The sequence below is a fragment of the Streptomyces sp. AB3(2024) genome (genome assembly GCF_041862025.1).
Classification (GTDB): domain Bacteria; phylum Actinomycetota; class Actinomycetes; order Streptomycetales; family Streptomycetaceae; genus Streptomyces.
In genome coordinates, this window is sequence record NZ_JBGWAB010000023.1 from 22,573 (window position 1) to 42,116 (window position 19,544).

Annotated in this window: 21 protein-coding genes; 9 read left to right on the forward strand and 12 right to left on the reverse strand. The window is 72.2% G+C overall.

The genetic code is table 11. The features are described from left to right. Positions 1-32 precede the first annotated feature (32 nt). Complete coding sequence (locus ACEPPI_RS12760; protein ID WP_356225768.1) at positions 33-1,244, reverse strand: pyridoxal phosphate-dependent aminotransferase; 1,212 nt, start codon at positions 1,242-1,244, stop codon at positions 33-35. Positions 1,245-1,705: 461 nt separating this feature from the next. On the opposite strand from ACEPPI_RS12760, the gene ACEPPI_RS12765 reads away from it, so the two are divergent. Beyond that, positions 1,706-2,347: a CatB-related O-acetyltransferase gene (locus tag ACEPPI_RS12765; protein ID WP_373915339.1), complete on the forward strand. Its 642-nt coding sequence runs from the start codon at positions 1,706-1,708 to the stop codon at positions 2,345-2,347. A gap of 1 nt (position 2,348) precedes the next feature. On the opposite strand, the gene ACEPPI_RS12770 is transcribed toward ACEPPI_RS12765, so the two are convergent. Next, positions 2,349-2,906, reverse strand: a complete 558-nt coding sequence (locus ACEPPI_RS12770) for a hypothetical protein (RefSeq protein ID WP_373915340.1) — start codon at positions 2,904-2,906, stop codon at positions 2,349-2,351. Between the two features lie 184 nt (positions 2,907-3,090). Here ACEPPI_RS12770 and ACEPPI_RS12775 point away from each other — a divergent pair, with 184 nt between their 5' ends. The 4 genes from ACEPPI_RS12775 to ACEPPI_RS12790 all read left to right on the forward strand — a co-directional run bounded on the left by ACEPPI_RS12775 (position 3,091) and on the right by ACEPPI_RS12790 (position 6,739). Beyond that, on the forward strand, positions 3,091-4,080 hold the full coding sequence (locus ACEPPI_RS12775) for an NAD-dependent epimerase/dehydratase family protein (RefSeq protein WP_373915341.1): 990 nt from the start codon (positions 3,091-3,093) through the stop codon (positions 4,078-4,080). A 440-nt stretch (positions 4,081-4,520) separates the two neighbouring features. After that, positions 4,521-5,630 carry a hypothetical protein gene (locus ACEPPI_RS12780; RefSeq protein ID WP_373915342.1) on the forward strand — a complete coding sequence of 370 codons (1,110 nt, stop codon included), beginning with the start codon at positions 4,521-4,523 and terminating at the stop codon, positions 5,628-5,630. Positions 5,631-5,662: 32 nt separating this feature from the next. After that, on the forward strand, positions 5,663-6,139 hold the full coding sequence (locus ACEPPI_RS12785) for a macro domain-containing protein (RefSeq protein ID WP_373915343.1): 477 nt from the start codon (positions 5,663-5,665) through the stop codon (positions 6,137-6,139). Between the two features lie 36 nt (positions 6,140-6,175). Beyond that, positions 6,176-6,739, forward strand: coding sequence for an N-acetyltransferase family protein (locus ACEPPI_RS12790; RefSeq protein WP_373915344.1), 564 nt, complete (start codon positions 6,176-6,178; stop codon positions 6,737-6,739). A 73-nt stretch (positions 6,740-6,812) separates the two neighbouring features. On the opposite strand, the gene ACEPPI_RS12795 is transcribed toward ACEPPI_RS12790, so the two are convergent. Both ACEPPI_RS12795 and ACEPPI_RS12800 read right to left on the reverse strand, forming a co-directional pair. Beyond that, positions 6,813-7,088: a hypothetical protein gene (locus tag ACEPPI_RS12795; RefSeq protein WP_373915345.1), complete on the reverse strand. Its 276-nt coding sequence runs from the start codon at positions 7,086-7,088 to the stop codon at positions 6,813-6,815. A gap of 162 nt (positions 7,089-7,250) precedes the next feature. After that, positions 7,251-7,958 (reverse strand): TetR/AcrR family transcriptional regulator, encoded by a 708-nt coding sequence (locus tag ACEPPI_RS12800; protein ID WP_373915346.1) that lies wholly within the window; start codon positions 7,956-7,958, stop codon positions 7,251-7,253. A gap of 119 nt (positions 7,959-8,077) precedes the next feature. Between ACEPPI_RS12800 and ACEPPI_RS12805 the strand changes: the two genes are divergently transcribed. Both ACEPPI_RS12805 and ACEPPI_RS12810 read left to right on the forward strand, forming a co-directional pair. Beyond that, complete coding sequence (locus tag ACEPPI_RS12805; protein ID WP_373915347.1) at positions 8,078-8,827, forward strand: DUF4386 domain-containing protein; 750 nt, start codon at positions 8,078-8,080, stop codon at positions 8,825-8,827. A 52-nt stretch (positions 8,828-8,879) separates the two neighbouring features. Next, positions 8,880-9,263, forward strand: a complete 384-nt coding sequence (locus ACEPPI_RS12810; RefSeq protein ID WP_373915348.1) for a hypothetical protein — start codon at positions 8,880-8,882, stop codon at positions 9,261-9,263. Here the strand turns inward: ACEPPI_RS12810 and ACEPPI_RS12815 are convergent. The 6 genes from ACEPPI_RS12815 to ACEPPI_RS12840 form a co-directional block, all read right to left on the reverse strand. After that, positions 9,250-9,702, reverse strand: coding sequence for a nitroreductase family deazaflavin-dependent oxidoreductase (locus tag ACEPPI_RS12815; protein ID WP_373915349.1), 453 nt, complete (start codon positions 9,700-9,702; stop codon positions 9,250-9,252). The genes ACEPPI_RS12810 and ACEPPI_RS12815 overlap by 14 nt on opposite strands. Before the next feature lie 80 nt (positions 9,703-9,782). Further along, positions 9,783-10,289, reverse strand: a complete 507-nt coding sequence (locus tag ACEPPI_RS12820; protein ID WP_373915350.1) for a peptidylprolyl isomerase — start codon at positions 10,287-10,289, stop codon at positions 9,783-9,785. A 120-nt stretch (positions 10,290-10,409) separates the two neighbouring features. Then, on the reverse strand, positions 10,410-10,595 hold the full coding sequence (locus ACEPPI_RS12825) for a hypothetical protein (RefSeq protein ID WP_373915351.1): 186 nt from the start codon (positions 10,593-10,595) through the stop codon (positions 10,410-10,412). 116 nt (positions 10,596-10,711) lie between these two features. After that, positions 10,712-11,746, reverse strand: coding sequence for a YdcF family protein (locus ACEPPI_RS12830; protein ID WP_373915352.1), 1,035 nt, complete (start codon positions 11,744-11,746; stop codon positions 10,712-10,714). Then, the gene (locus tag ACEPPI_RS12835) at positions 11,743-13,335 is read right to left on the reverse strand and encodes an amidohydrolase family protein (protein ID WP_373915353.1); all 1,593 of its coding nucleotides are present in this window, start codon (positions 13,333-13,335) and stop codon (positions 11,743-11,745) included. The genes ACEPPI_RS12830 and ACEPPI_RS12835 overlap by 4 nt, the downstream gene beginning before the upstream one ends. A gap of 2 nt (positions 13,336-13,337) precedes the next feature. Next, positions 13,338-14,618, reverse strand: a complete 1,281-nt coding sequence (locus ACEPPI_RS12840) for an amino acid deaminase (RefSeq protein WP_373915354.1) — start codon at positions 14,616-14,618, stop codon at positions 13,338-13,340. A gap of 156 nt (positions 14,619-14,774) precedes the next feature. Here ACEPPI_RS12840 and ACEPPI_RS12845 point away from each other — a divergent pair, with 156 nt between their 5' ends. Both ACEPPI_RS12845 and ACEPPI_RS12850 read left to right on the forward strand, forming a co-directional pair. Further along, positions 14,775-15,572 carry an IclR family transcriptional regulator gene (locus ACEPPI_RS12845; protein WP_373915355.1) on the forward strand — a complete coding sequence of 266 codons (798 nt, stop codon included), beginning with the start codon at positions 14,775-14,777 and terminating at the stop codon, positions 15,570-15,572. Further along, positions 15,569-15,979, forward strand: a complete 411-nt coding sequence (locus tag ACEPPI_RS12850; protein ID WP_030226332.1) for a RidA family protein — start codon at positions 15,569-15,571, stop codon at positions 15,977-15,979. Before ACEPPI_RS12845 ends, ACEPPI_RS12850 begins: the two co-directional genes overlap by 4 nt. A 67-nt stretch (positions 15,980-16,046) precedes the next feature. Here ACEPPI_RS12850 and ACEPPI_RS12855 read toward each other — a convergent pair whose 3' ends face one another. Both ACEPPI_RS12855 and ACEPPI_RS12860 read right to left on the reverse strand, forming a co-directional pair. Beyond that, positions 16,047-17,384, reverse strand: coding sequence for a M14 family metallopeptidase (locus ACEPPI_RS12855; RefSeq protein WP_373915356.1), 1,338 nt, complete (start codon positions 17,382-17,384; stop codon positions 16,047-16,049). A 125-nt stretch (positions 17,385-17,509) separates the two neighbouring features. Beyond that, entirely contained in the window at positions 17,510-19,204 is a 1,695-nt protein-coding gene (locus tag ACEPPI_RS12860; protein WP_373915357.1) for a chitinase, read from the reverse strand. Positions 19,205-19,544 lie beyond the last annotated feature (340 nt).

Consider the following 19,544-nt stretch of genomic DNA (forward strand, 5'->3'; position numbering starts at 1 on the left):
CGGGGGTACTCCGTCGGGGGCGCCCCGGCGTCCTACGGCTGGCTGTACCCGTCCAGGAAGTTGCCGATCCGGGTGACCGCGTCCGCGAGGTCCTTCGCGTTGGGCAGCGTCACGATGCGGAAGTGATCGGGCTCGGGCCAGTTGAAGCCCGTACCGTGCACGACCATGATCTTTTCGGACCGCAGCAGGTCGAGGACCATCTGCCGGTCGTCCTTGATCTTGTAGACGGACGGGTCGAGCCGCGGGAAGGCGTAGAGCGCGCCCTTCGGCTTCACGCAGGTGACGCCCGGGATCTGGGTGAGCAGGTCGTACGCGACGTTGCGCTGCTCCAGGATCCGGCCGCCCGGCAGGACCAGGTCGTTGATCGACTGCCTGCCGCCGAGGGCGGTGGCGACGGCGTGCTGGGAGGGCATGTTCGCGCACAGGCGCATGTTGGCGAGGATCGTCAGGCCCTCGATGTACGAGGCGGCGTGCTTCTTCGGGCCGCAGACGGCCATCCAGCCGGCCCGGTAGCCCGCGACGCGGTAGTTCTTCGACAGCCCGTTGAAGGTCAGCGTCAGCAGGTCGGGGGCGATCGCGGCGGTGTTGGTGTGGGTGGTGCCGTCGTAGAGGATCCGGTCGTAGATCTCGTCGGAACAGACGACCAGGTTGTGGCGGCGCGCGATGTCCGTCAGCCCGCGGAGCATCTCGTCGTCGTAGACGGCGCCGGTCGGGTTGTTCGGGTTGATGATCACGATGGCGCGGGTGCGGTCGGTGATCTTGCGCTCGATGTCGGCGAGGTCGGGCATCCAGTCGGACTGCTCGTCGCACCGGTAGTGCACGGCGGTGCCGCCGGCCAGGCTCACGGAGGCGGTCCACAGCGGGTAGTCCGGGGCCGGGACCAGCACCTCGTCGCCGTCGTCGAGCAGCGCCTGCATCGACATCTGGATCAGCTCGGAGACGCCGTTGCCGAGGTAGATGTCCTCGACGTCCAGGTCGATCCCCTTGGTCTGGTAGTGCTGCATGACCGCGCGGCGCGCCGACAGCAGCCCCTTCGCGTCCCCGTAGCCGTGGGCGTTGCCCAGGTTGCGGAGCATGTCCTCAAGGATCTCCGGCGGGCACTCGAAGCCGAAGGCCGCGGGGTTGCCGGTGTTGAGCTTGAGGATGCGATGACCTGCCGCTTCGAGCCGCATCGCCTCTTCGAGGACGGGGCCGCGGATCTCGTAGCAGACATTGGCGAGTTTCGTTGACTGGATCACCTGCATGACGGGAGCTTACGGCCCCCCGCAGCCGCCCGCCTGGTCATTTCGGCCGAACGTGGTGTAGGGAAATGTCCCGTTTCGCGCGATGGGTGGGTGGTGGCCCCGTCCACCCTTTGAAACGGCGGCGCGCCGCCACCATGACCTGCGGAATGAGTGGGGGCCGGGCCGGAGTCGTCGGAGGTGTTGCGCTCGTCACTTGAGGCGGGTTCCGGGGCAGCTGCGGCGGGGGCCGGGGCCGGGGACGGGGTCGGGGCCGGGGCGTCGGCGACAGGGCCCAGGTGATCGTCCCGGGGCCGGGGGTGTCGGATTCCGGGCCGGGAGCCGCCAGACCACGCCAAACGGCGACCGGACCGTCCGGCAATGCCTTCGGGGCGGCAGGCGCGTCAGATCGCTACGCGCTTCGCCCGGCATGGCGTCCGGCGGCCGTCCGGGGCTGGACATAAGCGTCTAACGTGACTCTCACCATGAATCAGTTGCCTGCGGATCCGACGGTGTTGCACCCGTTTCCCGACCAGCCGCGCGTGGTGCTGCTCAAGCCGCTCGTGACGTCCGGGCTGATCGAGGTCGGGGAGTACTCGTACTACGACGATCCGGACGATCCGACCGCCTTCGAGACCCGCAACGTGCTCTACCACTACGGGCCGGAGAAGCTGGTGATCGGGAAGTTCTGCGCCCTCGGCACAGGGGTCCGATTCATCATGAACGGCGCCAACCACCGGATGGACGGCCCCTCCACGTTCCCGTTCCCCATCATGGGCGGTTCCTGGGCCGCGCACTTCGACCTGCTCACCGGATTGCCCGGCCGGGGCGACACCGTGGTCGGCCACGACGTCTGGTTCGGTTACGACACGATGGTGATGCCCGGAGTGCGCATCGGTCACGGGGCGGTCATCGGCTCGGGCGCCGTCGTCGTCGACGACGTTCCCGACTACGGCATCGTCGGCGGGAATCCCGCACGCCTCATCCGCACGCGTTACGACGATGCCGGCGTCGCCCGCCTCCTGCGGGTGGCCTGGTGGGACTGGCCCGTCGATCACATCACCCGGCACGTCCGCGTCATCATGTCCGGTAGCGTCGACGAGCTGGAAGCGGTCGCACCGCGCTGAATCAGGTGTTGGTGTTGAGGAAGCCGATGACCACGGAGCCCCACCAGCACGCCTGTGACACGAGGGCGGTCACCCCGCCCCAGAGCAGGAGCCGGCCGCCCACCGGCGCGGTCGCTTCCTCCAGCCGACGGCCCAGCAGGCCCGCCTGGAGCCCGTTGAGGGTGAGTACGGCGACCAGCCCGAGCTTCGTGAGGGTCAGGGGCGAGTGCACGTCGGGGTGCAGCATCATGCCGCTCGCGACGAGGCCCCCGAGACCGGCCCGGATGGGCACGTGCAGCCGCGCCGTCGCCCCGATCACCTCGGCGAGGGTGCAGCGATCGGTGGCCCAGAGGAGTCCGTAGTAGTCGGCCGACAGGACCGCACCGAAGCCGAGCACGAGGGAGGCGAGGTGCACGAAGAGCGCGGCGGAATGCAGCGTCTCGTCGGTCTGTATGTGGAGCGAGAACCACAGGCCGGCCGTCAGCACGACCATCGCGCACACCGCTCCCGCCGCCACCGTCCACCAGGAGTCGAACAGGCGGACGGGGCGGGCGGGAAGTCTGACGGCAGGGGACGACATGTGAGCTGACTCCGGGGGAAGGCCACGGCACCATCTGCCGTGTCGAGGCAAGGTAAGGCCTACCTAAAGGCCCTTTTCCGTCAATCCGCGTCCACCACCCAAGACCGTGAGGCCCACACACGGGGCGCTCCGCTCTGGGCGAAGGGGCCTGCCCCGGACCCGCGGGCCGTGGTCCAGTGGCCTGATGGAGATCTTGGTACTGGGTGGAACGGCATGGGTGGGCCGCGAGATCTCGCGGCAGGCGTACGAACGGGGGCACCAGGTGACCTGCCTGGCCCGCGGGGAGAGCGGCGGGGTGGCCGAGGGCGTGCGCCTGGTGGCCGCCGACCGGCGCGACCCCGCGGCGTACGAGGCCCTGGTGGGCCGGGACTGGGACGCCGTGCTGGAGGTGTCCTGGCAGCCCGGCTTCGTGCGCGACGCTCTGGCCGCCCTCGGCGGCCGCGCCCGGCACTGGTCGTACGTGTCGTCGGTCAGCGCGTACGCCGAGCACGGGCGGCCGGGCGCGGACGAGTCGACCACGTTGCTTCCGGCGGCCCGGCCGGCCGAGGTCGGCCGTGAGGCGTACGGGGAGGCGAAGGTGGCCTGCGAGGGCGCCTCCACGGACGCGGTGGGGGACCGGCTGCTGATCGCGCGGGCCGGGCTGATCGGCGGTCCCGGCGACGGGAGCGGCCGCACCGGCTACTGGGTGGCCCGCGCCGCCCGCGACCCGCTGGCGCCCCTCCTGGTCCCGGACTCCCCGGACCTCCTGACGCAGGCGATCGACGTCCGGGACCTCGCGTCCTGGCTGCTGGACTGCGCCGAGAACGGTACGACCGGGACCTACGACGCGGTGGGCCCGGTCGTGCCCTTCGCCGAGTGGGTCGCCCTGTCCCGGGAGGTGGGCGGGCACACCGGTCCGGTGGTGGAGGCCGACCCCGACTGGCTGCTCGCGCAGGGCGTGGAGCGGTTCATGGGGCCGGAATCGCTGGCCATGTGGATGCCCGACCGGGAGTGGGCGGGCTTCGGAGCCCGCAGCGGAGCAGCGGCGATTGCGGCCGGCCTCCACCACCGCCCCCGGGCCGACCTGCTCAAGGACACCCTGCGCTGGGAGCGCGAAGCAGGCCTGACCCGACCGCGCCGTGCAGGCCTGAGCGCCACCCGCGAACGTGCCCTCCTGGACCTCCTCACTCCGTAAGCCCCAGCCCACCATGCCCAGCCACAGGCGGACCGCAGCCGCCAAGCCGAGTGAAGCGCGTAGCGATCCGATGCGCGGGTGGCTGCCGGGTCCGGCTGCCCCCGGCCCGGAATCAGATCGAGAGGGCCCGCATCTCGGGTCCACTCAGGCGGGGACGGCATGGGCATCCCTGAGACACCCGCACATCCACTCTTCCTCCCGGCCGTTTCCCTGGGGGCTTCCCGACAGTCTTTGGCATTCCGGGGCGGGACGGTCGGTCAAGGGTGGCCGAAGGCCATCGCGAAGCGACGCGACGAAGGAGCGCCCTTGAGGGACCGGCCCGACACGGAAGGACAGTGGACTGACGGGACGCCCCCAGCCCTCCCCCGACACGGATCAGGTCAAGTCCCGCCCACCCCCACCCGGCGCGCCAAGCCCCCGCCCTGCATAAGGTCCCTCCCATGACCCGGACCACTCCGCCTCGCCCGCTCGACGTCGAGGGGCTCTTCCCCGAGCTCGCGGCCCACCGGGGGACGACCACCCGGCTGCATCCGCGGCCGGGCCGCCCGGAGGTGGGGGGCAGTTCCGTGGGCGGGCCGATGCTGTGGCCGGCGGACGAGCCGTGGCCGGTCTGTACCGCGAAGCACAAGCGGTCCCGGGGCCGTCGCCCCGAGGACGTCCACCGCGAGCGGCAGGTCCTGGACGCCGCCTGGGAGCGGGACCCGGTCCACGGCCCGACGGACGAAGAGCGCGCGCTCCTGGAGGAGTTGCGCCGCAGGCACCGGGTCCCCGGGGCGGGTGACACCGACCCCCTCCCGCTGATCGGTGTCGCGCAGCTCTACAGCCGCGACCTCCCCGACCTGCCGGCCGGTCCGGACGGCTGCGACCTCCTCCAGGTCTTCTGGTGTCCCTTCGACGCCCACGGCGTCAACCTGACCGGTATGGCACTCCAGTTGCTCTGGCGGCGTTCCTCCGAGGTGACCGGGGCGACCGAAGTGCTGGTGTCTCCGCCCCGGCCGCAGGTCGTCGGTTCCCCCGGGTACGTGGTGGAGCCCTGCGTGCTGCATCCCGAGCAGGTGGTCACGTACCCCTTCGCAGGGCTCCTGTCCGAGGACCTGTGCGACCGCATCCACGCCCGGGAGGACGCCCTCGACGAACTGGCGGAAGAGGACGCGGACGCCCGAGCCCTGGCCCAGAGCCACGCCCAAGCCCAAAGCGAGGACGGGGAGTACGAAGAAGGACCGGAACCGGACGGCCTCTCCTGCCCCGCCTATCAGTACGACCTCTCCATCCCGCCGGGCTGGCGCGTCGGCGGGTTCGCCTCCTGGCACCTGACCGATCCGGCTGCCATGGACTGCACGGCCTGCGCGGCGCCGATGGAACTGCTGCTGACCATCGACAGCTCGGAGTGGGACGGCGGCAGCGGCAGTTGGCGACCGCTGGAGGACCGGGGTCCGGGCGTCAGGGTGTCCTCCACGCCCACCGGGGCCGTCGTGGGCCGCTGGGGTGAGCTCAACGTTTTCGCCTGCCCGGCCGATCCGGGCCACCCGCACCGCTGGAGCATCCAGTGAGGGTTGTCGGTGCCGCCGCCTAACGTGGAGGCATGAAGCCGATCAGGATCATCGCCGGAGACGCCACGAGTCCCCAGGCCAAGGGGCCGAAGCTGATCGCGCACGTGTGCAACGACATCGGTGGGTGGGGCAAGGGGTTCGTGCTCGCCGTGTCGCGGCGCTGGCCCGAGCCGGAGGCCGCGTTCCGGGCCTGGCACCGGGGGAGGAGCGGGAACGACTTCGGGCTCGGGTCCGTGCAGGTGGTGCGGGTGCGGCCCGACGTGTGGGTGGCCAACATGGTCGGCCAGCGCGGGATCCGGACCGGCAGCGGCGGGCCGCCGATCCGCTACGACGCCGTCGCGCGCTGCCTCGCGGCCCTGGGCGACCACGCCGTCGAGTTGGGGGCCGGCGTCCACATGCCCCGGATAGGCTGCGGGCTCGCCGGCGGCAAGTGGGCCCGTATCGAACCGCTGATCACCGAAGCCCTGTGCGCCAGGGACGTGGAGGTGACGGTCTACGACCGGAGTTGAGCACCGAACCCGTACCCCCGTGGCAGCATCGGGGCCATGCGCTACCGATACGCCGTCGAAGCCGACGCGCCCGCCCTCGCCGGGCTGTTCGCCGCCAACCACCACGACGCCCTGACCGAGGAACAGCGGGCCGAACAGGGCTTCGTGCAGGGGGCCTTCGGGGCCGAGACCCTGCGCGGGATGGCCCGGGACCGGGAGTTGCTGGTCGCCGATGCCGGGCAGGGGCGGCTCGCCGGGCTGCTCGCGCTGTCCGTGGCCCGGGACATGGGCGATCCGCCGGCGGCGGTGCTCGGACTGCTGCACGCGCAGGACGGCCTCGACTGGCAGGGGCGGCCGCTCGGCGAGGTGCCGTGGCTGCTGTACGGGCCGGTGGTGGTCGACGCCGCGTTCCGTGGACACGGCGTGGCCCGGGGGCTGTTCGGGACGGCGCTCGACGCGGCAGTGGGGCGGGCCGAGCTGCTGGTGGCCTTCATCGAAGCGGGGAACGCCCCTTCGTGGAAGGTGCACGTCGACGCCTTCGGGATGACCCCGCTCGGGGAGTACGTCGTCGACGGCCGGACCTACACGGCGGTGGCGGCGGCGGTGCCGGTCGCTCCGTGAGTTGAGGAGGGCTCGGGGGCGGCCTGAGAGGGCGCGCCCGGCAAGACCTGTGGGGGCGGCCTGGCCGTATTGCCTAGCGAGGCTCCTGGGCCGCCTGCCGGCAGGCGCCGTTCGCGGCGCCGCCTGCGACGCCGGCCGCGGTCAGCCCGTTCACGCACCCCGCGAGGTCGTTGACCACACCACGGGTGCACGCGGCCGTGACGGAGTCGGTGACCGCGACGCCGGACATCTCGACCGTCTTTTTGCAGGCCGGGATGTCCGCGTGCGCGGCGGGGGCGGCCAGGGCGGCGCCGCCGAGCGTGAGGGTGAGGCCGGTGAGGACGCCGGCGATACGGGTCGACGTGCGCATGGGAGGCACCTGCTCTCCGGAATCGCGCGGCCGCGGAACCGGGTGTCCCGGATCCGCGGAGGAAGGTCGGAAACGAGCGGATGCGAGGGTCCTCCCTCGTCCTCCCTCGTCCGCCCTTCCCCCTTCGACGCTAGAGCAGCTCCCCGCCGCACGCACCCGCGCTCACCGCGCGGACGTCCAGCCCTGGTCGCGGAGCCTCTCGAAGCCGTCGAGGAGGAGGTCCAGGGCGAACTCGAACTCGAACTGGTCGTCGCAGCCGCCGCCGACGGCGGAGTCCGCGTCGTGCGACGCGGCCGCCAGCTCCGCGATGTACGGGTAGCGCTCCGCGAGCCCCGGGTCCGGGGGGCCGGAGGGAGCCGCGGGGTCCGCCGGGTCCGCGGGGCCCGGGGTGGCGAACAGTTCCTGGCTGAAGCCCAGCAGGCGGCTGCCCATCGCGTGCATGACGTGGTGCGTGAGGTCGGCGGAGAGGCCGCCCTCACGGAAGATCCCGGCCGTCGAGTCCAGGTACTCCAGCACCGCCGGGGTAGGCCCGGTCCGTGACTCGATGACCCGGGCCGCCCAGGGGTGGCGGAGCAGGACCCGCCGGGCCGAGAGGATCCGGGCGCGGACCACGTGCCGCCAGTCGGGGCCCGCGCCCGGCGGGTCGATCTCGCCGACGACGGCGTCGGTCATGCCGTCGAGCAGCTCCTCCTTGTTGGCCACGTGCTTGTAGAGCGCCATCGGTACGACGTCGAGCGCCTGCGCGAGCCTGCGCATGCTGAGCGCGTCGATGCCGGTGCCGTCGGCCAGCGCGACGGCGGCCCGCAGGACGCGCTCCCGGTTGAGGGGCGTCCGTTGCGCGGTGCGGTGCGTGGCTTCCTGCCGGGTCATTCCGGGCCCCTTTCCTCGTTCGGCCTTGACGAGTGTACGCCGTACACCTATGGTCGCCGATAGGTGTACGGCGTACACCCATCGGCGGGTGTACGGCGTACACCAGGGAAGGGGAATCGATGAGGGGTCCGGACCGGAGAACCGCGGTGGCCACCGGGGTGCTGTTCCTGCTGACCGAGGTGGCCGCGATCGCGGGGGCAGTCCTGTACCGCCCGCTGCTGGGCGCGGCGGAGGGCCGGCTCGCGCCGGGCGCCGACACGCGGGCGCTGCTCGGGGTCCTGTGCGAGCTCGTTCTGGTGGCGGCGGTGACGGGTACCGGGGCGGCGCTGTTCCCCGTGCTGCGGCGCCGCGGCGAGGGGATGGCGCTGGGGTACGTCTGCGGGAGGCTGCTGGAGGCGGCCCTCATCGCCGTCGGGATCGTCGCCGTGCTGGGGCTCGTCACCCTGCGGCGGGATTCCGGGGGCGCGGCGGGTGGCGCGGCCGACGCCGCGCTGGTGGCCGTCCACGACTGGACGTTCCTGCTCGGGCCGAACATCGCCCTCGGGGTGAACACCGTCCTGCTCGCGTCCCTGGCCTACCGGGCGCGGCTCGTGCCCCGCCCGCTCGCCCTGCTCGGGCTGGTCGGGGGGCCGCTGATCTGCGCTTCGGCCGTCGCCGTGATGTTCGGGCTCTACGCGCAGCTCTCCGTGCCCGGTTCCCTCGCCGCGCTCCCGGTGTTCGCCTGGGAGCTGGGGTTCGCCGGATGGGTGATCGCCAGGGGGTTCGGGCCGCACGGCACGTCGGTTCCGGGCGGCCGAAGGGGTGATCGTGCCGGACACGCCGGATCGGCGGTCCGTGGCGAATCGATTCGCCACGCGCGGGCCTCCTAGGGTCGGCCCCGCAGTCCCACTTGATCATCGTCGAGAAGGGATCATTCCCCGCATGAAGCTCCGCAACGCCGTCGCCGCCACCCTCGGTGCCCTCGCGCTCACGCTGTCCATGTCCGGCTCGGCCTTCGCTGCCGAGGGCCAGTTCCACTACACGTTCCAGGAGGAGGACGGCCAGGTGCGCGAGGCCGCCCTCAGCAACCCGGCCAACGACAGCTGTGTCAACCTCTTCGGCGCCGGCGCCGACGAGGTCCCGGCCGGCTACGGTCCGGAGAACGCCACCGACTCCTACGCGGTCCTCTACCTCGGCGCCGACTGCGACGAGACGAGCCCCAAGGAGGTCCTGCAGCCGAAGGGCCAGCGCGCCACGGACGACATGAAGGTCCGCTCGGTGAAGTTCACCACCGAGCGCCCCAACCTCCGCCTCATGCCTCGATGATCACCAGCGGGATCTCCCGCGGCCGGGACGCTTCCCGGTAGTCGTCGAACAGCGGCCACAGGGCCGTCATGGCCTCCCAGTACGTTTCCCGCTCCAGCGCCGTCGCCGTACGCGCCCGGGCCGGGAAGACGTCGGCGCCCACCTGGAGGCGGACCTCCGGGTGGGCGGTGAGGTTCCGGTACCAGGCGGGGTGGCGGGGGCCGCCCGAGCCGACGGCCACGACCAGGTGGCGGCCGGCGTCCCGCCCGTAGACCAGCGGCGTGCGGACCGTGCGCCCGGTCGCCCGGTCGAGGGTGGTGAGCAGCAGCGTGGGGACACCGTGCCACAGGTGGCCGTCCGCGCCCCCGCTCGCGACGTACGTCCGGACGTGGTCCAGGCGCGGTCCGGGGTGCGGGTCCGTGGGGTGGTCCCAGTCGACGGTGACGGCGACGCTGTTCATCTGACCTCCGTGGCGCGGCCCCCGGACGGCTAACGACCCCCGTCGGTTCTGGATGCGGCACACCGGCAGCCGCGGGGCGGTCAGTCCGCCGCGGCCACGGCCGCCCGCTCGATCACGACGGGAACCAGCGGCACGTCCCCGTGCCCGCCCGCCCGGCCGGTGCGGACGGCGGCGATGGAGTCGACCACGTCCCGGCCGTCGGTGACCACGCCGAAGACCGCGTAGCCGTACCCGGCGGGCGTCGGGGCCGTGTGGTCCAGGGCCGGGTTGTCGGCGGTGTTGACGAAGAACTGCGAGGTCGCCGAGTGCGGGACGCTGGTCCGGGCCATCGCCACCGCGTACCGGGTGTTCTTCAGCCCGTTGTCCGCCTCGTTGCGGACCGGCTCCCGGGTGGGCCTCTGGCGCATGTCGGCGGTGAAGCCGCCGCCCTGGTTCATGAAGCCGGGGATCACCCGGTGGAAGACCGTGCCGTCGTAGTGGCCGCTCTCCACGTAGCCGAGGAAGTTGGCCACCGATGCCGGAGCCCGCTCCTCGTAGAGGTCGATGACGATGGTGCCGAGGCTGGTGGTCAGCTTCACCTGTGGCATGGCGGTTCCGGTCCCTTCCGGTGCTGAAACGTGCCTCTCAGCTTCGCAGAGGGTCACCGGGGGACCACGGCCCGGGGTGCGGCCCCGGGCCGGACCGTCGGCAGTGCCGTCGAGCGGCCGCTAGGGCAGATAGCGCTCGATGACCTGCGGCCCCTCCTTCTCCATCAGTTGGCGCGCCTTCTCGACCCGCTCCGGTGTCACGTCCCTGCCGGTCGCCATCACCAGGTCCTCGGGGTCGTACGGTCGCTCCCCGCCCGTGAAGAGCCGGTCCGACCGGGTGGGCTGCTGGTCCGCTTCACTGTCCATCGGTACCTCCTCGTGCCCCCTCAGGCCCCCATACTCCGGCCCCGGCCCCATGAACGCACCTCGGGACGCCGGGCGCCGCACGGGACCCCGGGCCGGGCGCCGGATCAGGCCCCGGATCATGCCCCGGATCCGGCTGCGGTGAGGGTGGCCAGGGCGCCGACGGCGGTCAGCAGTCCGCAGATCCACAGGTTGACCGACCTGTGCTCCCAGAACACCGCGACGAACTCGCGCAGCGTCGCGCTGGGCAGGAAGTACCGCGCCGTCGGCGAGCCCAGCACCTGTCCGTTGACCCCGGCCTTGCGGGCCATCATCGCGGCGCGGAAGGCGTGGAAGTTGTTGGTGACGACCACGCACCGGTAGCCCGGGTCGGCCGCCTCCATGATCTGCCGGGAGAACAGCATGTTCTCCTCGGTGGTGGTGGACCGGTCCTCCAGCACGATGTGCTCGGCCGGAACCCCCTCGGCGATCAGCCAGTCCGCCATCGCCCGCGCCTCGGCGACCTTCTCGTCGGTGCCCTTGCCGCCCGAGGGGAGCAGCACCGGCGGGCGGCTGCCCCGGGCGATCTGGGCCGCGTAGATCTCCTGGCCCTTGCGCAGGCGCGAGGCCAGCAGGGGCGGCACCCGCTCGCCGCCGATCAGGCCGGAGCCCAGCATGACCACGTGGTCGACGTCGCCGCGCACCTTGATGCGGCCGTAGAGGAAGGCGTAGCCGAAGAAGCACAGGAAGACGAAGGAGACGTAGCCGACGACCAGGGTGAGGGTCGCGGCGACGCCGGCGAGGGTCTTGGAGCCGGTCCAGGCGACCGCGACCAGCAGGGCGATCATCGCGAAGATCCCGAGCCCCGCCAGCAGGGACAGCAGGTTGGCCGGCCGGCCGCCCTCCTTGCGGACCATGGTCACGCCGTTGCGGACCAGGAAGACGCCCAGGGCCACCACGCCGACCACGGGCACGAAGAAGACGAGCGCGAACAGGGTCAGCGCGGCCCACGGCGGCAGCGCCGTCAGCTGCAGGAGCATGACGAACGAGAGGGAGACGAAGGTCAGTCCGAGCAGGACCGCGTTGCGGAAGCGGCGGCGGTCCTTCCAGGCGCTGACGCAGAACACGATGAAGAGGAGGGCGGGGAGGACGAAGGCGGCGACCATGGCGTTCATCGTATGGGCCGTCGGTGAACGGGAGTCCGGCGCACGGAGCGGCCCGCCAGGACGTCCGTGCGGCGTCCGTCGCGGATGACGGGAAGGCCGTCGATCAGTACGTGCGGGATGCCGTGCGGCAGCGCGCGCGGAGCCTCGAAGGTGGACCCGGCCGCGACCGTCTGCGGGTCGAAGAGGACCAGGTCGGCCCGGAACCCCTCGCGCACCAGGCCCCGGTCGGGCAGGCGCAGCCGTGCCGCGGGGCGGCCGGAGAGGTGGGCGACGCATTCCTCCAGGGAGAGCACGCCGAGTTCGCGGACGTAGCGGCCGAGGTAGTGCGGGAAGGTGCCGTACGCGCGGGGGTGGGGTTTCGCGCCGTGCAGGATGCCGTCGGAGCCGCCGGTGTGGGCCCGGTGGCGCATGATCGTGCGGACGTTGTCCTCGTGGCCGACGTGCTGGAGGACGGTCGGGCCGAGCCGGTCCGCCAGCAGGAGCCGCCGGGCGGTGTCCCAGCCGTCCAGGCGGGTGCCCACGTGGCCGGCGAGGGCCGCGGAGGCGGTCCCGGAGACCTCGATCGTCGACCAGTCCACGGGCACCCCGTGGCAGCCGTCGACGCCCTCCACCTCCATGGCGTGGCGGATCCGGTCGGCGGTGGCGCCGTCGCGCAGCCGGGCCAGGACCGCCTCGGGGCCGCCCTCGTTGGCCCAGCTCGGCAGCAGGGCGACGAGGGTGGTGCAGCCGGGGGTGTACGGGTAGCTGTCGAGCGTCAGGTCGGCGCCCTGGGCGAGGGCGGTGTCGAGGAGGTCCAGCAGTTCTGCGGCCCGGCCCTCGTTCTCGGCGAAGTTCATGGTGGCGTGGGCGAGGTGGAGGGCGCAGCCGGCCTCGCGGGCCAGGTCGAGCATCTCGGCGTAGGCGTCGAGCGCCCCGCGGCCGTACGAGCGGTGGTGCGGGCAGTAGTAGCCGCCGTAGCGGGCCACCACGCGGCACAGTTCGGTCAGTTCGGAGCCGGACGCGTACATGCCGGGGGTGTAGGTGAGCCCGGAGGACAGGCCGACGGCGCCCTGCTCCAGGCCCTCGGCGACGAGGGAACGCATCCGGTCGAGTTCGGCCGGGGTCGCGGGGCGGTCGTCCCAGCCGAGGGCGTACGCGCGGACGGTGCCCTGGGGGACGAGGTAGGCGGCGTTCACGGCGATGCCCCGTCCGCCGAAGCCGTGGTCGAGGCGGTCGAGGTAGCCGCCGACGGTGTGCCAGTCGAAGTCGACGTCCTCGCCGGTGCTGTTCCAGCCGGCGATGGCGGTGCGCACCCCGGTGAGGGTCCGCTCGTCGGCGGGGGCGTACGAGAGCCCGTCCTGGCCCAGGACTTCGAGGGTGACGCCCTGGGCGGCCTTCGCGCTGTGGTCCGGGTCGCGCAGCAGCGCGAGGTCGCTGTGGGCGTGCATGTCGACGAACCCGGGGGCCAGGACCAGCCCCCGGGCGTCGATCGTGCGTCGTCCGCCGCCCGGGATCCGGCCGATCCCGGCGATGCGGCCCTCGTGGACGGCGACGTCGGCGGTGTAGGAGGGCCCGCCGCTGCCGTCGGCGACGCGGGCGCCGCGGATGACGAGGTCCACCGTCAGAAGAAGGTGCGGACGAATTCGGTGACGGTGCCGTCGGACTGCACCAGCGGGATCAGCGGCCACTTCTCGAAGATGGTGCAGGGGTGCGACATGCCGAGGGCCACCCAGTCGCCGACCCGCACGTCGTCGGCGGAGCCGGTCTCCAGCCAGGCGTGCTGGTCGGACAGTTTGACGACGCGGATCCCGGTGGCGGGCCGCTCCTCGCCGGTGAGCGCGTCGCGGACCAGTTCGGCGTCGGGCAGGCCGAGGTCGTAGGCGATGTCGCGCTTGCCGGCGTTGACGAAGGCCTGGGTGGGGGAGGGGCGGGAGACGACCTGGGTCCACAGCCGGAAGGCGGGCCGCAGGCCGCCCTCCTCGGGGACCCGGTTGAAGGGGGTCAGCCGGGTGTACCAGCCGTGGTCGTGGGAGACGTACGCGCCGGAGCGCAGCAGCCGCAGCACGGGGCGGGAGAGCTCCGGGATCGCGGCGAAGACGTCGGCGACGGCGTCGAACCAGGCGGAGCCGCCCGCGCTGACGACGATCTCCTCCAGGTCGGGGGCGAACCGTCCGGCCTTGTCGAACTCGACGGCGAGGCCGGTGAGGCGGCGCAGGTAGGCGTGGACGGAGTCCGGGTCGGCGTCGGGCACCTCGGCCTCGTAGCCGGCGATACCGACGAGGCGCAGGGTTTCGGTGGCGGCGACGGCGTCGGCGACGGCGCGGCAGTCGTCGTCGGTGCGGGCGCCGGTGCGGGCGCCCTCGCCGGCGCCGAGTTCGACGACCACGTCGAGGACGGCGCCGCGGCCCTGGAGGGCGCGGTCCATGAGCTGGACGCCGCGGACGGAGTCGACGTAGCAGACGAAGCGGAAGTCGGGGTCGGCGGCGAGTTCGGCGGCCACCCAGTGCAGGGCGGCGGGGTCGACGAGCTCGTTGGCGAGGAAGATCCGCCGGATGCCGAAGGCGCGGTAGACGCGGGCCTGGTGGGGGACGGCGGCGGTGATGCCCCAGGCGCCGTGTTCGAGCTGGCGCTCGAAGAGCTGCGGGGCCATGCAGGTCTTGCCGTGGGGCGCGAAGGCGAGGTCGTGGCGGCGGGCGTACTCGCCGAGGGCGGTGAGGTTGTGCTCCAGGGCGTCCGCGTCCAGGGTCAGGACGGGGGTGGTGAATCCGCCGTCGTACAGGTCGCGGGCCTGCGCGGCGAGCTCGCCGACGGTGAGGCCGGCGCTCTGGGCGTCCGGGGGGAGCCCCTTGAACCGGTGATCGACCGGTTCGTCGGCGAGCCGTCGGACTGCGTCGCTGGCCATGCGGATGCCTCCTCGTACCGTTGCGTGATGCGCAACGAGCGTTGCGGGTGGTGCTTGTGGTGTCTAACATCCCGGATGACGACAGGTCAACGGCGCCCGGTTCCGGAGCGGGGCGGCGCAACGGCCGACGGGCGGACGGGACGGGAGGGGCGTGGCATGAGCCAGTCGGTGGAGCGGGCGCTGCGGATCCTGCCCGCGCTCGCGAAGGGACCGGCCGGCCTCGGCGAGGTGGCCGACGGACTCGGCGTGCACAAGAGCACCGCCCTGCGCCTGCTGCGCACCCTCCAGGCGCACGGCCTCGCCTACCGGCAGCCGGACGGCCGCTACCGGCTGGGGGCCCGCCTGTTCGCGCTGGCCGCCGAGGCCGTCGAGAACCTCGACGTCCGCGACGTCGCCCATCCGCACCTGGTCGAGCTGAACCGGCTCACCGGGCACACCGTCCACCTCGCCCTCCACCAGGACGACGAGGTGGTCTACGTCGACAAGGTCGACAGCCGCTACCCGGTCCGGATGTACTCGCGCATCGGCCGCCCCGTCCCCCTCACCGTCGCCGCCGTGGCCAAGCTGCTCCTGGCCGATCTGCCGGAGGACGACCGGCGTGCGCTCGCGGGGCGGATCGACTACCCGCGCTACACCTCCCGGTCGACCCCGGACGCGGAGGCGTTCCTGGCCGAGCTGGCCCTCGTACGGGAGCAGGGCTGGGCCGCCGACCTGGGCGGGCACGAGGAGGCCCTGAACTGCGTGGGCGCGCCGGTGCGCGGGCCGGGCGGGCGGGTGGTCGCGGCGATGTCGGTCTCGGCGCCCGGAGTGGTGGTCGGCGCCGGAGAACTGCTGGAGCTGCTGCCCCTCGTGTGCCGTACTGCCGACATCATCAGCCGGGAGTACTCCGGCACCGCGCCGGAGCCGGACCGAGAGCCACCGGACCGAGAGCCAGAAGACGAGGACCTTCCGTGAGCGAGAAGACCGCCATCACCCCCGACACCCACACCGCGCCGCCCGCGAGGTTCTCGCACGGCGTGCGCAAGGGCAACATCCTCCAGGTCGCCGGCCAGGTCGGCTTCCTCCCGCACGTCGAGGGGCAGCCGCCGACGCCGGCCGGGCCGACGCTGCGCGAGCAGACCCTGCAGACGCTGGAGAACGTCCGCTCCGTACTGGAGGCGGGCGGCGCGGGCTGGGACGACGTGATGATGATCCGCGTGTACCTGACCGACACCGCCCACTTCGCCGAGATGAACGGGATCTACAACACCTACTTCGAGGAGCAGGGCCTCAAGGAGGCCCCGGCCGCCCGCACCACGGTGTACGTGGGGCTGCCGGCCGGGCTGCTGATCGAGATCGACGCACTCGCCGTCCTGGGCTGAGCGGACTGGGCTGATCGACCGGGCGGGGCGCCCCCCTGGCGGTGGGGCGCCCCGCCCTGTCGTCGGGCTAGGAGCAGTACTGGGCTTCCTTGCCGATCGAGCGGTACATGCAGTCGGCGTTCTCCAGGAGCTGGAGCACGGCCTCCTTGTTGCGCGAGGTCTCGCGGTCGATGACCTCGTCGGGCGGGTAGAAGCCGCCGCCGCTGCCGGATTCGGACGGGTACATCTCGAAGGTGTAGGCGAAGACCTTCTGGTCGCCCCACAGCCAGTCGTCGATCGTGCCGTCGGTGATGTACAGGTCGCTCGACTGCTCGGGCGTGTAGCCGTTGCTGGCCGCCATGCCCGTGCCGATCTTCTTGTAGGCGGCGAGGTCGTCGGCGGTCATGCCGGGCGCGGTGTCGTTGTACGTCCAGCCGAAGGGCCACAGGACCAGCTGGCTGTACGTGTGGAAGTCGATGGCGGCCTTGATCTGCTGCTTGCCGCCGACGACGCGGCTGCGGACGAAGTCGGAGACCGCCTTGACCTCGGGGGCGGAGGCGGCGGCGGGGCCGCGGTAGGTCTCGGAGCTCTTGCTGGAGCTGGAGCCGCCGCAGCAGCCCCACTTGTAGTCCCAGTTGCGGTTGAGGTCGGTGCCGACGGCGGACGAGCCGCTGTTGGGCTGCCGGTTCTTGCGCCAGGAACGGTAGGAGCCGGTGGCGATGTCGTACTCGCCGCCGTCCGGGTTGAGGTCCGGGACGATCCAGATCTCGCGGTTGTTGACCATGTTGGTGATCCGGGGTTCGGTGCCGTACTTGGAGCCGAACTCCTTGAGCAGGTAGAGGGCCATCTCCACCGTGAGGTGCTCGCGGGCGTGCTGGTGGGCGGTGAAGAGGACCTCGGGCTCGGCCTCGTCGGTGCCGACGTTGTCGCTGATCTTGATGGCGTAGAGGTTGCGGCCCTCGTACGACTTCCCGATGACCTGCTTGCTCATGATCCCGGGGTACTGGGCGATGCGCTGGTCGATCTCCGCCGTCGCCTCGGCGTAGTTGTGGTAGTTGGAGTCCGCCGACGGGAAGTCCATCGGGTTCGCCTTGGTGCCGCGCTCGCCCCGGTCCGGCGGGCCGGGCAGGGCGGTGAGCCGGTAGCCCCGGGCCCGCAGTTCCCTGGCCTGCGCGGGGTCGGCGCTGACCACGACCGAGCGGGCGTCCACCTCGTCGATCGAGACGCCGGAGCTCAGCAGGGCGGTGCGTTCGGCGGCGGTGGACGGGCCCTGGATCTCGTACTGGACGATCGCCTCGTCCTGCGTCGCGGTGGACGGGGTGGGCGGCGGTGCCGCCGTCGCGCTCGTGCCGTAGGCGGGCGCGCCGAGCGCGAGCGCCAGGAGGGCCGCCGTGACGGCGGCCCTTCCGCGGTGGTGGAGCCGCATGCGTTCTCCTGGGTGGGAGTGTGGGGGTAGCCGTGCGGACGCGCACAGCGTGCTCTCGTGGCATGTCCCGGTCAAGAACCCCGTCTTTCCGGGGAACCCGAACCGGCCACCCCCACACCTACCGCCTACGGGAGCCCGTGGACCTTGGGACCCACCGCGTTGGACCAGGCACTACCCGCCTTGGCGTCCCAGTTGGTCGACCAGGTCATCGCGCCGCGCAGTCGCGGGTACGTCTTCGACGGCTTGAAGGAGCCGCAGCCCGTGCCCTTGGTCAGGCAGTCCAGGGCGTTGTTGACGATCGTCGGGGAGACGTAGCCGCTGCCCGCGCCGCTGGGGGACGCCGGGACGCCGATGCCCACCTGCGAGGGGTCGAGCCCCCCCTCCAGCTGGATGCAGGCCAGCGCCGTCAGGAAGTCCACCGAGCCCTGGGAGTAGACCTTGCCGTCGCAGCCGTTCATCGCGCCGCTGTTGTAGTACTGCATGTTCACCACGGTCAGGATGTCCTTGACCGCCAGCGCCGTCTTGAAGTAGCCGCCCTGGGCGGACTGCATGTCGATGGTCTGCGGGGCCATCGTCAGGACGAGCGAGGGGCCCGCCTTGGCCGCCAGGGCACGCAGCGCCTGGGTCATGTACGTCGGGTTGAGGCCGTTCTCCAGGTCGATGTCGATGCCGCTGAAGCCGTACTCCTGCATCAGCGCGTACGCCGAGTTCGCCAGGTTGTTCGCGGAGGCGGAGTCGTTGACGGAGATGGTGCCCTTCTCGCCGCCGATGGAGAGGATGACGGACTTCCCCGCCGCCTTCTTCGCCGCGACGTCGGCCTTGAACCGGTCCACGGTGTATCCGCCGAGCCCCGCCGAGTCGAGGGTGAAGGAGATGGCGCCGGGCGTGGTCGTGGCGTCGGCGAAGGAGACGGCGATGATGTCGTACTGGGAGGAGACGTCGGAGATCTTCTGGACGGTCGCGCCGTTGTTGAAGTTCTGCCAGTAGCCGGTCAGGGCGTGCCGGGGCACCGACGGGTTCGGGTTCGGGCCGCCGCCCCCGGTCGTGGTGCCGGTGACCGCCGCCGACTTCGGCCCCTCGCCCGCCGCGTTGTACGCGCTCACCTGGAACGCGTACGAGGTGGCGGCGGCCAGCCCGGCGATCTGGGCGGAGGCGCCGGACACCGTCTGGACGCGGACGCCGTCCTGGTAGACGTGGTAGCCCGTGGCGCCGCCGACCGCGTTCCACGAAAGGGTGAGCCCGCTCGCGCTCTGGCCGGAAACGGCCGCTCCCGAGGGCGCGCCCGGCACGCTCGGGCCGGGATCGGTGCCGCCGCCCCCGTCCGGGCCGAAGACGCTGAACTCGTCCACCGTGTAGGCGGGCTGGCCGTACCAGCCGTGGGTCCAGACGATGACCTGGGTGGTGTTCGGGCCGGTGGTGAAGGTGGTCGACAGCTTCTGCCAGCCGGAGCCGGAGCCGGGGGTCCAGGTGGAGACGTCCTGGGTGCCGGTGCCGGTCGCGCCGAGGTAGACGTACGAGCCCTGGACCTGGGTGCTCAGCGTGTACGTGGAATTCGGCTTGACCGTGACGGTCTGGCTGCACTGCGCGTTGTCCGAGCCCGCCGGGGTGGCGCGCAGGGCGCCCGCGCCGGCGTAGACCGGAGAGGTGACGACGGCGCCGCTGCCGCCGGTGCAGGACCAGTTGGCGAGGCCGGACTCGAAGCCGCCGTTGCGGGCGACGTTGACGTCGGCGGCCTGTGCGGTGCCCGCCGAGAGGGCGGTCAGCCCGCCCGCGGCGAGGGTGGCGGCGCCCAGCAGGGCGAGGGGGCGTATGCGGTTCACGTGGGCTCCGTGGGGGGAGGAAGGGGGGAAGCGGAAGGAGGGGGAGTGGGGGTCCCCCGGAACGAACTGCCGGCGCAGCCAAGTTGGTCCAGACCAATCCTCGTGTCAAGGGTCTTTGCGAAGTGGCTTGAACTGGCCGGGCTTGCGATCCCTGTTGTCCGGGTTTCCCGCCACCTGTGACAACCCCTTCCGGCACGGGAATCACCAAGCCCCTGACCGGCCAGGGGTGACGCGGTTATGGTGCTGGGGCAAGGGGGGAGCGCGTCGATCGTTTGCGGTCGCGCAGCATGTGCGCGTACGTGAAAGCCGTGCGAACAGGCGTCGCGTACAGGGTGAACGG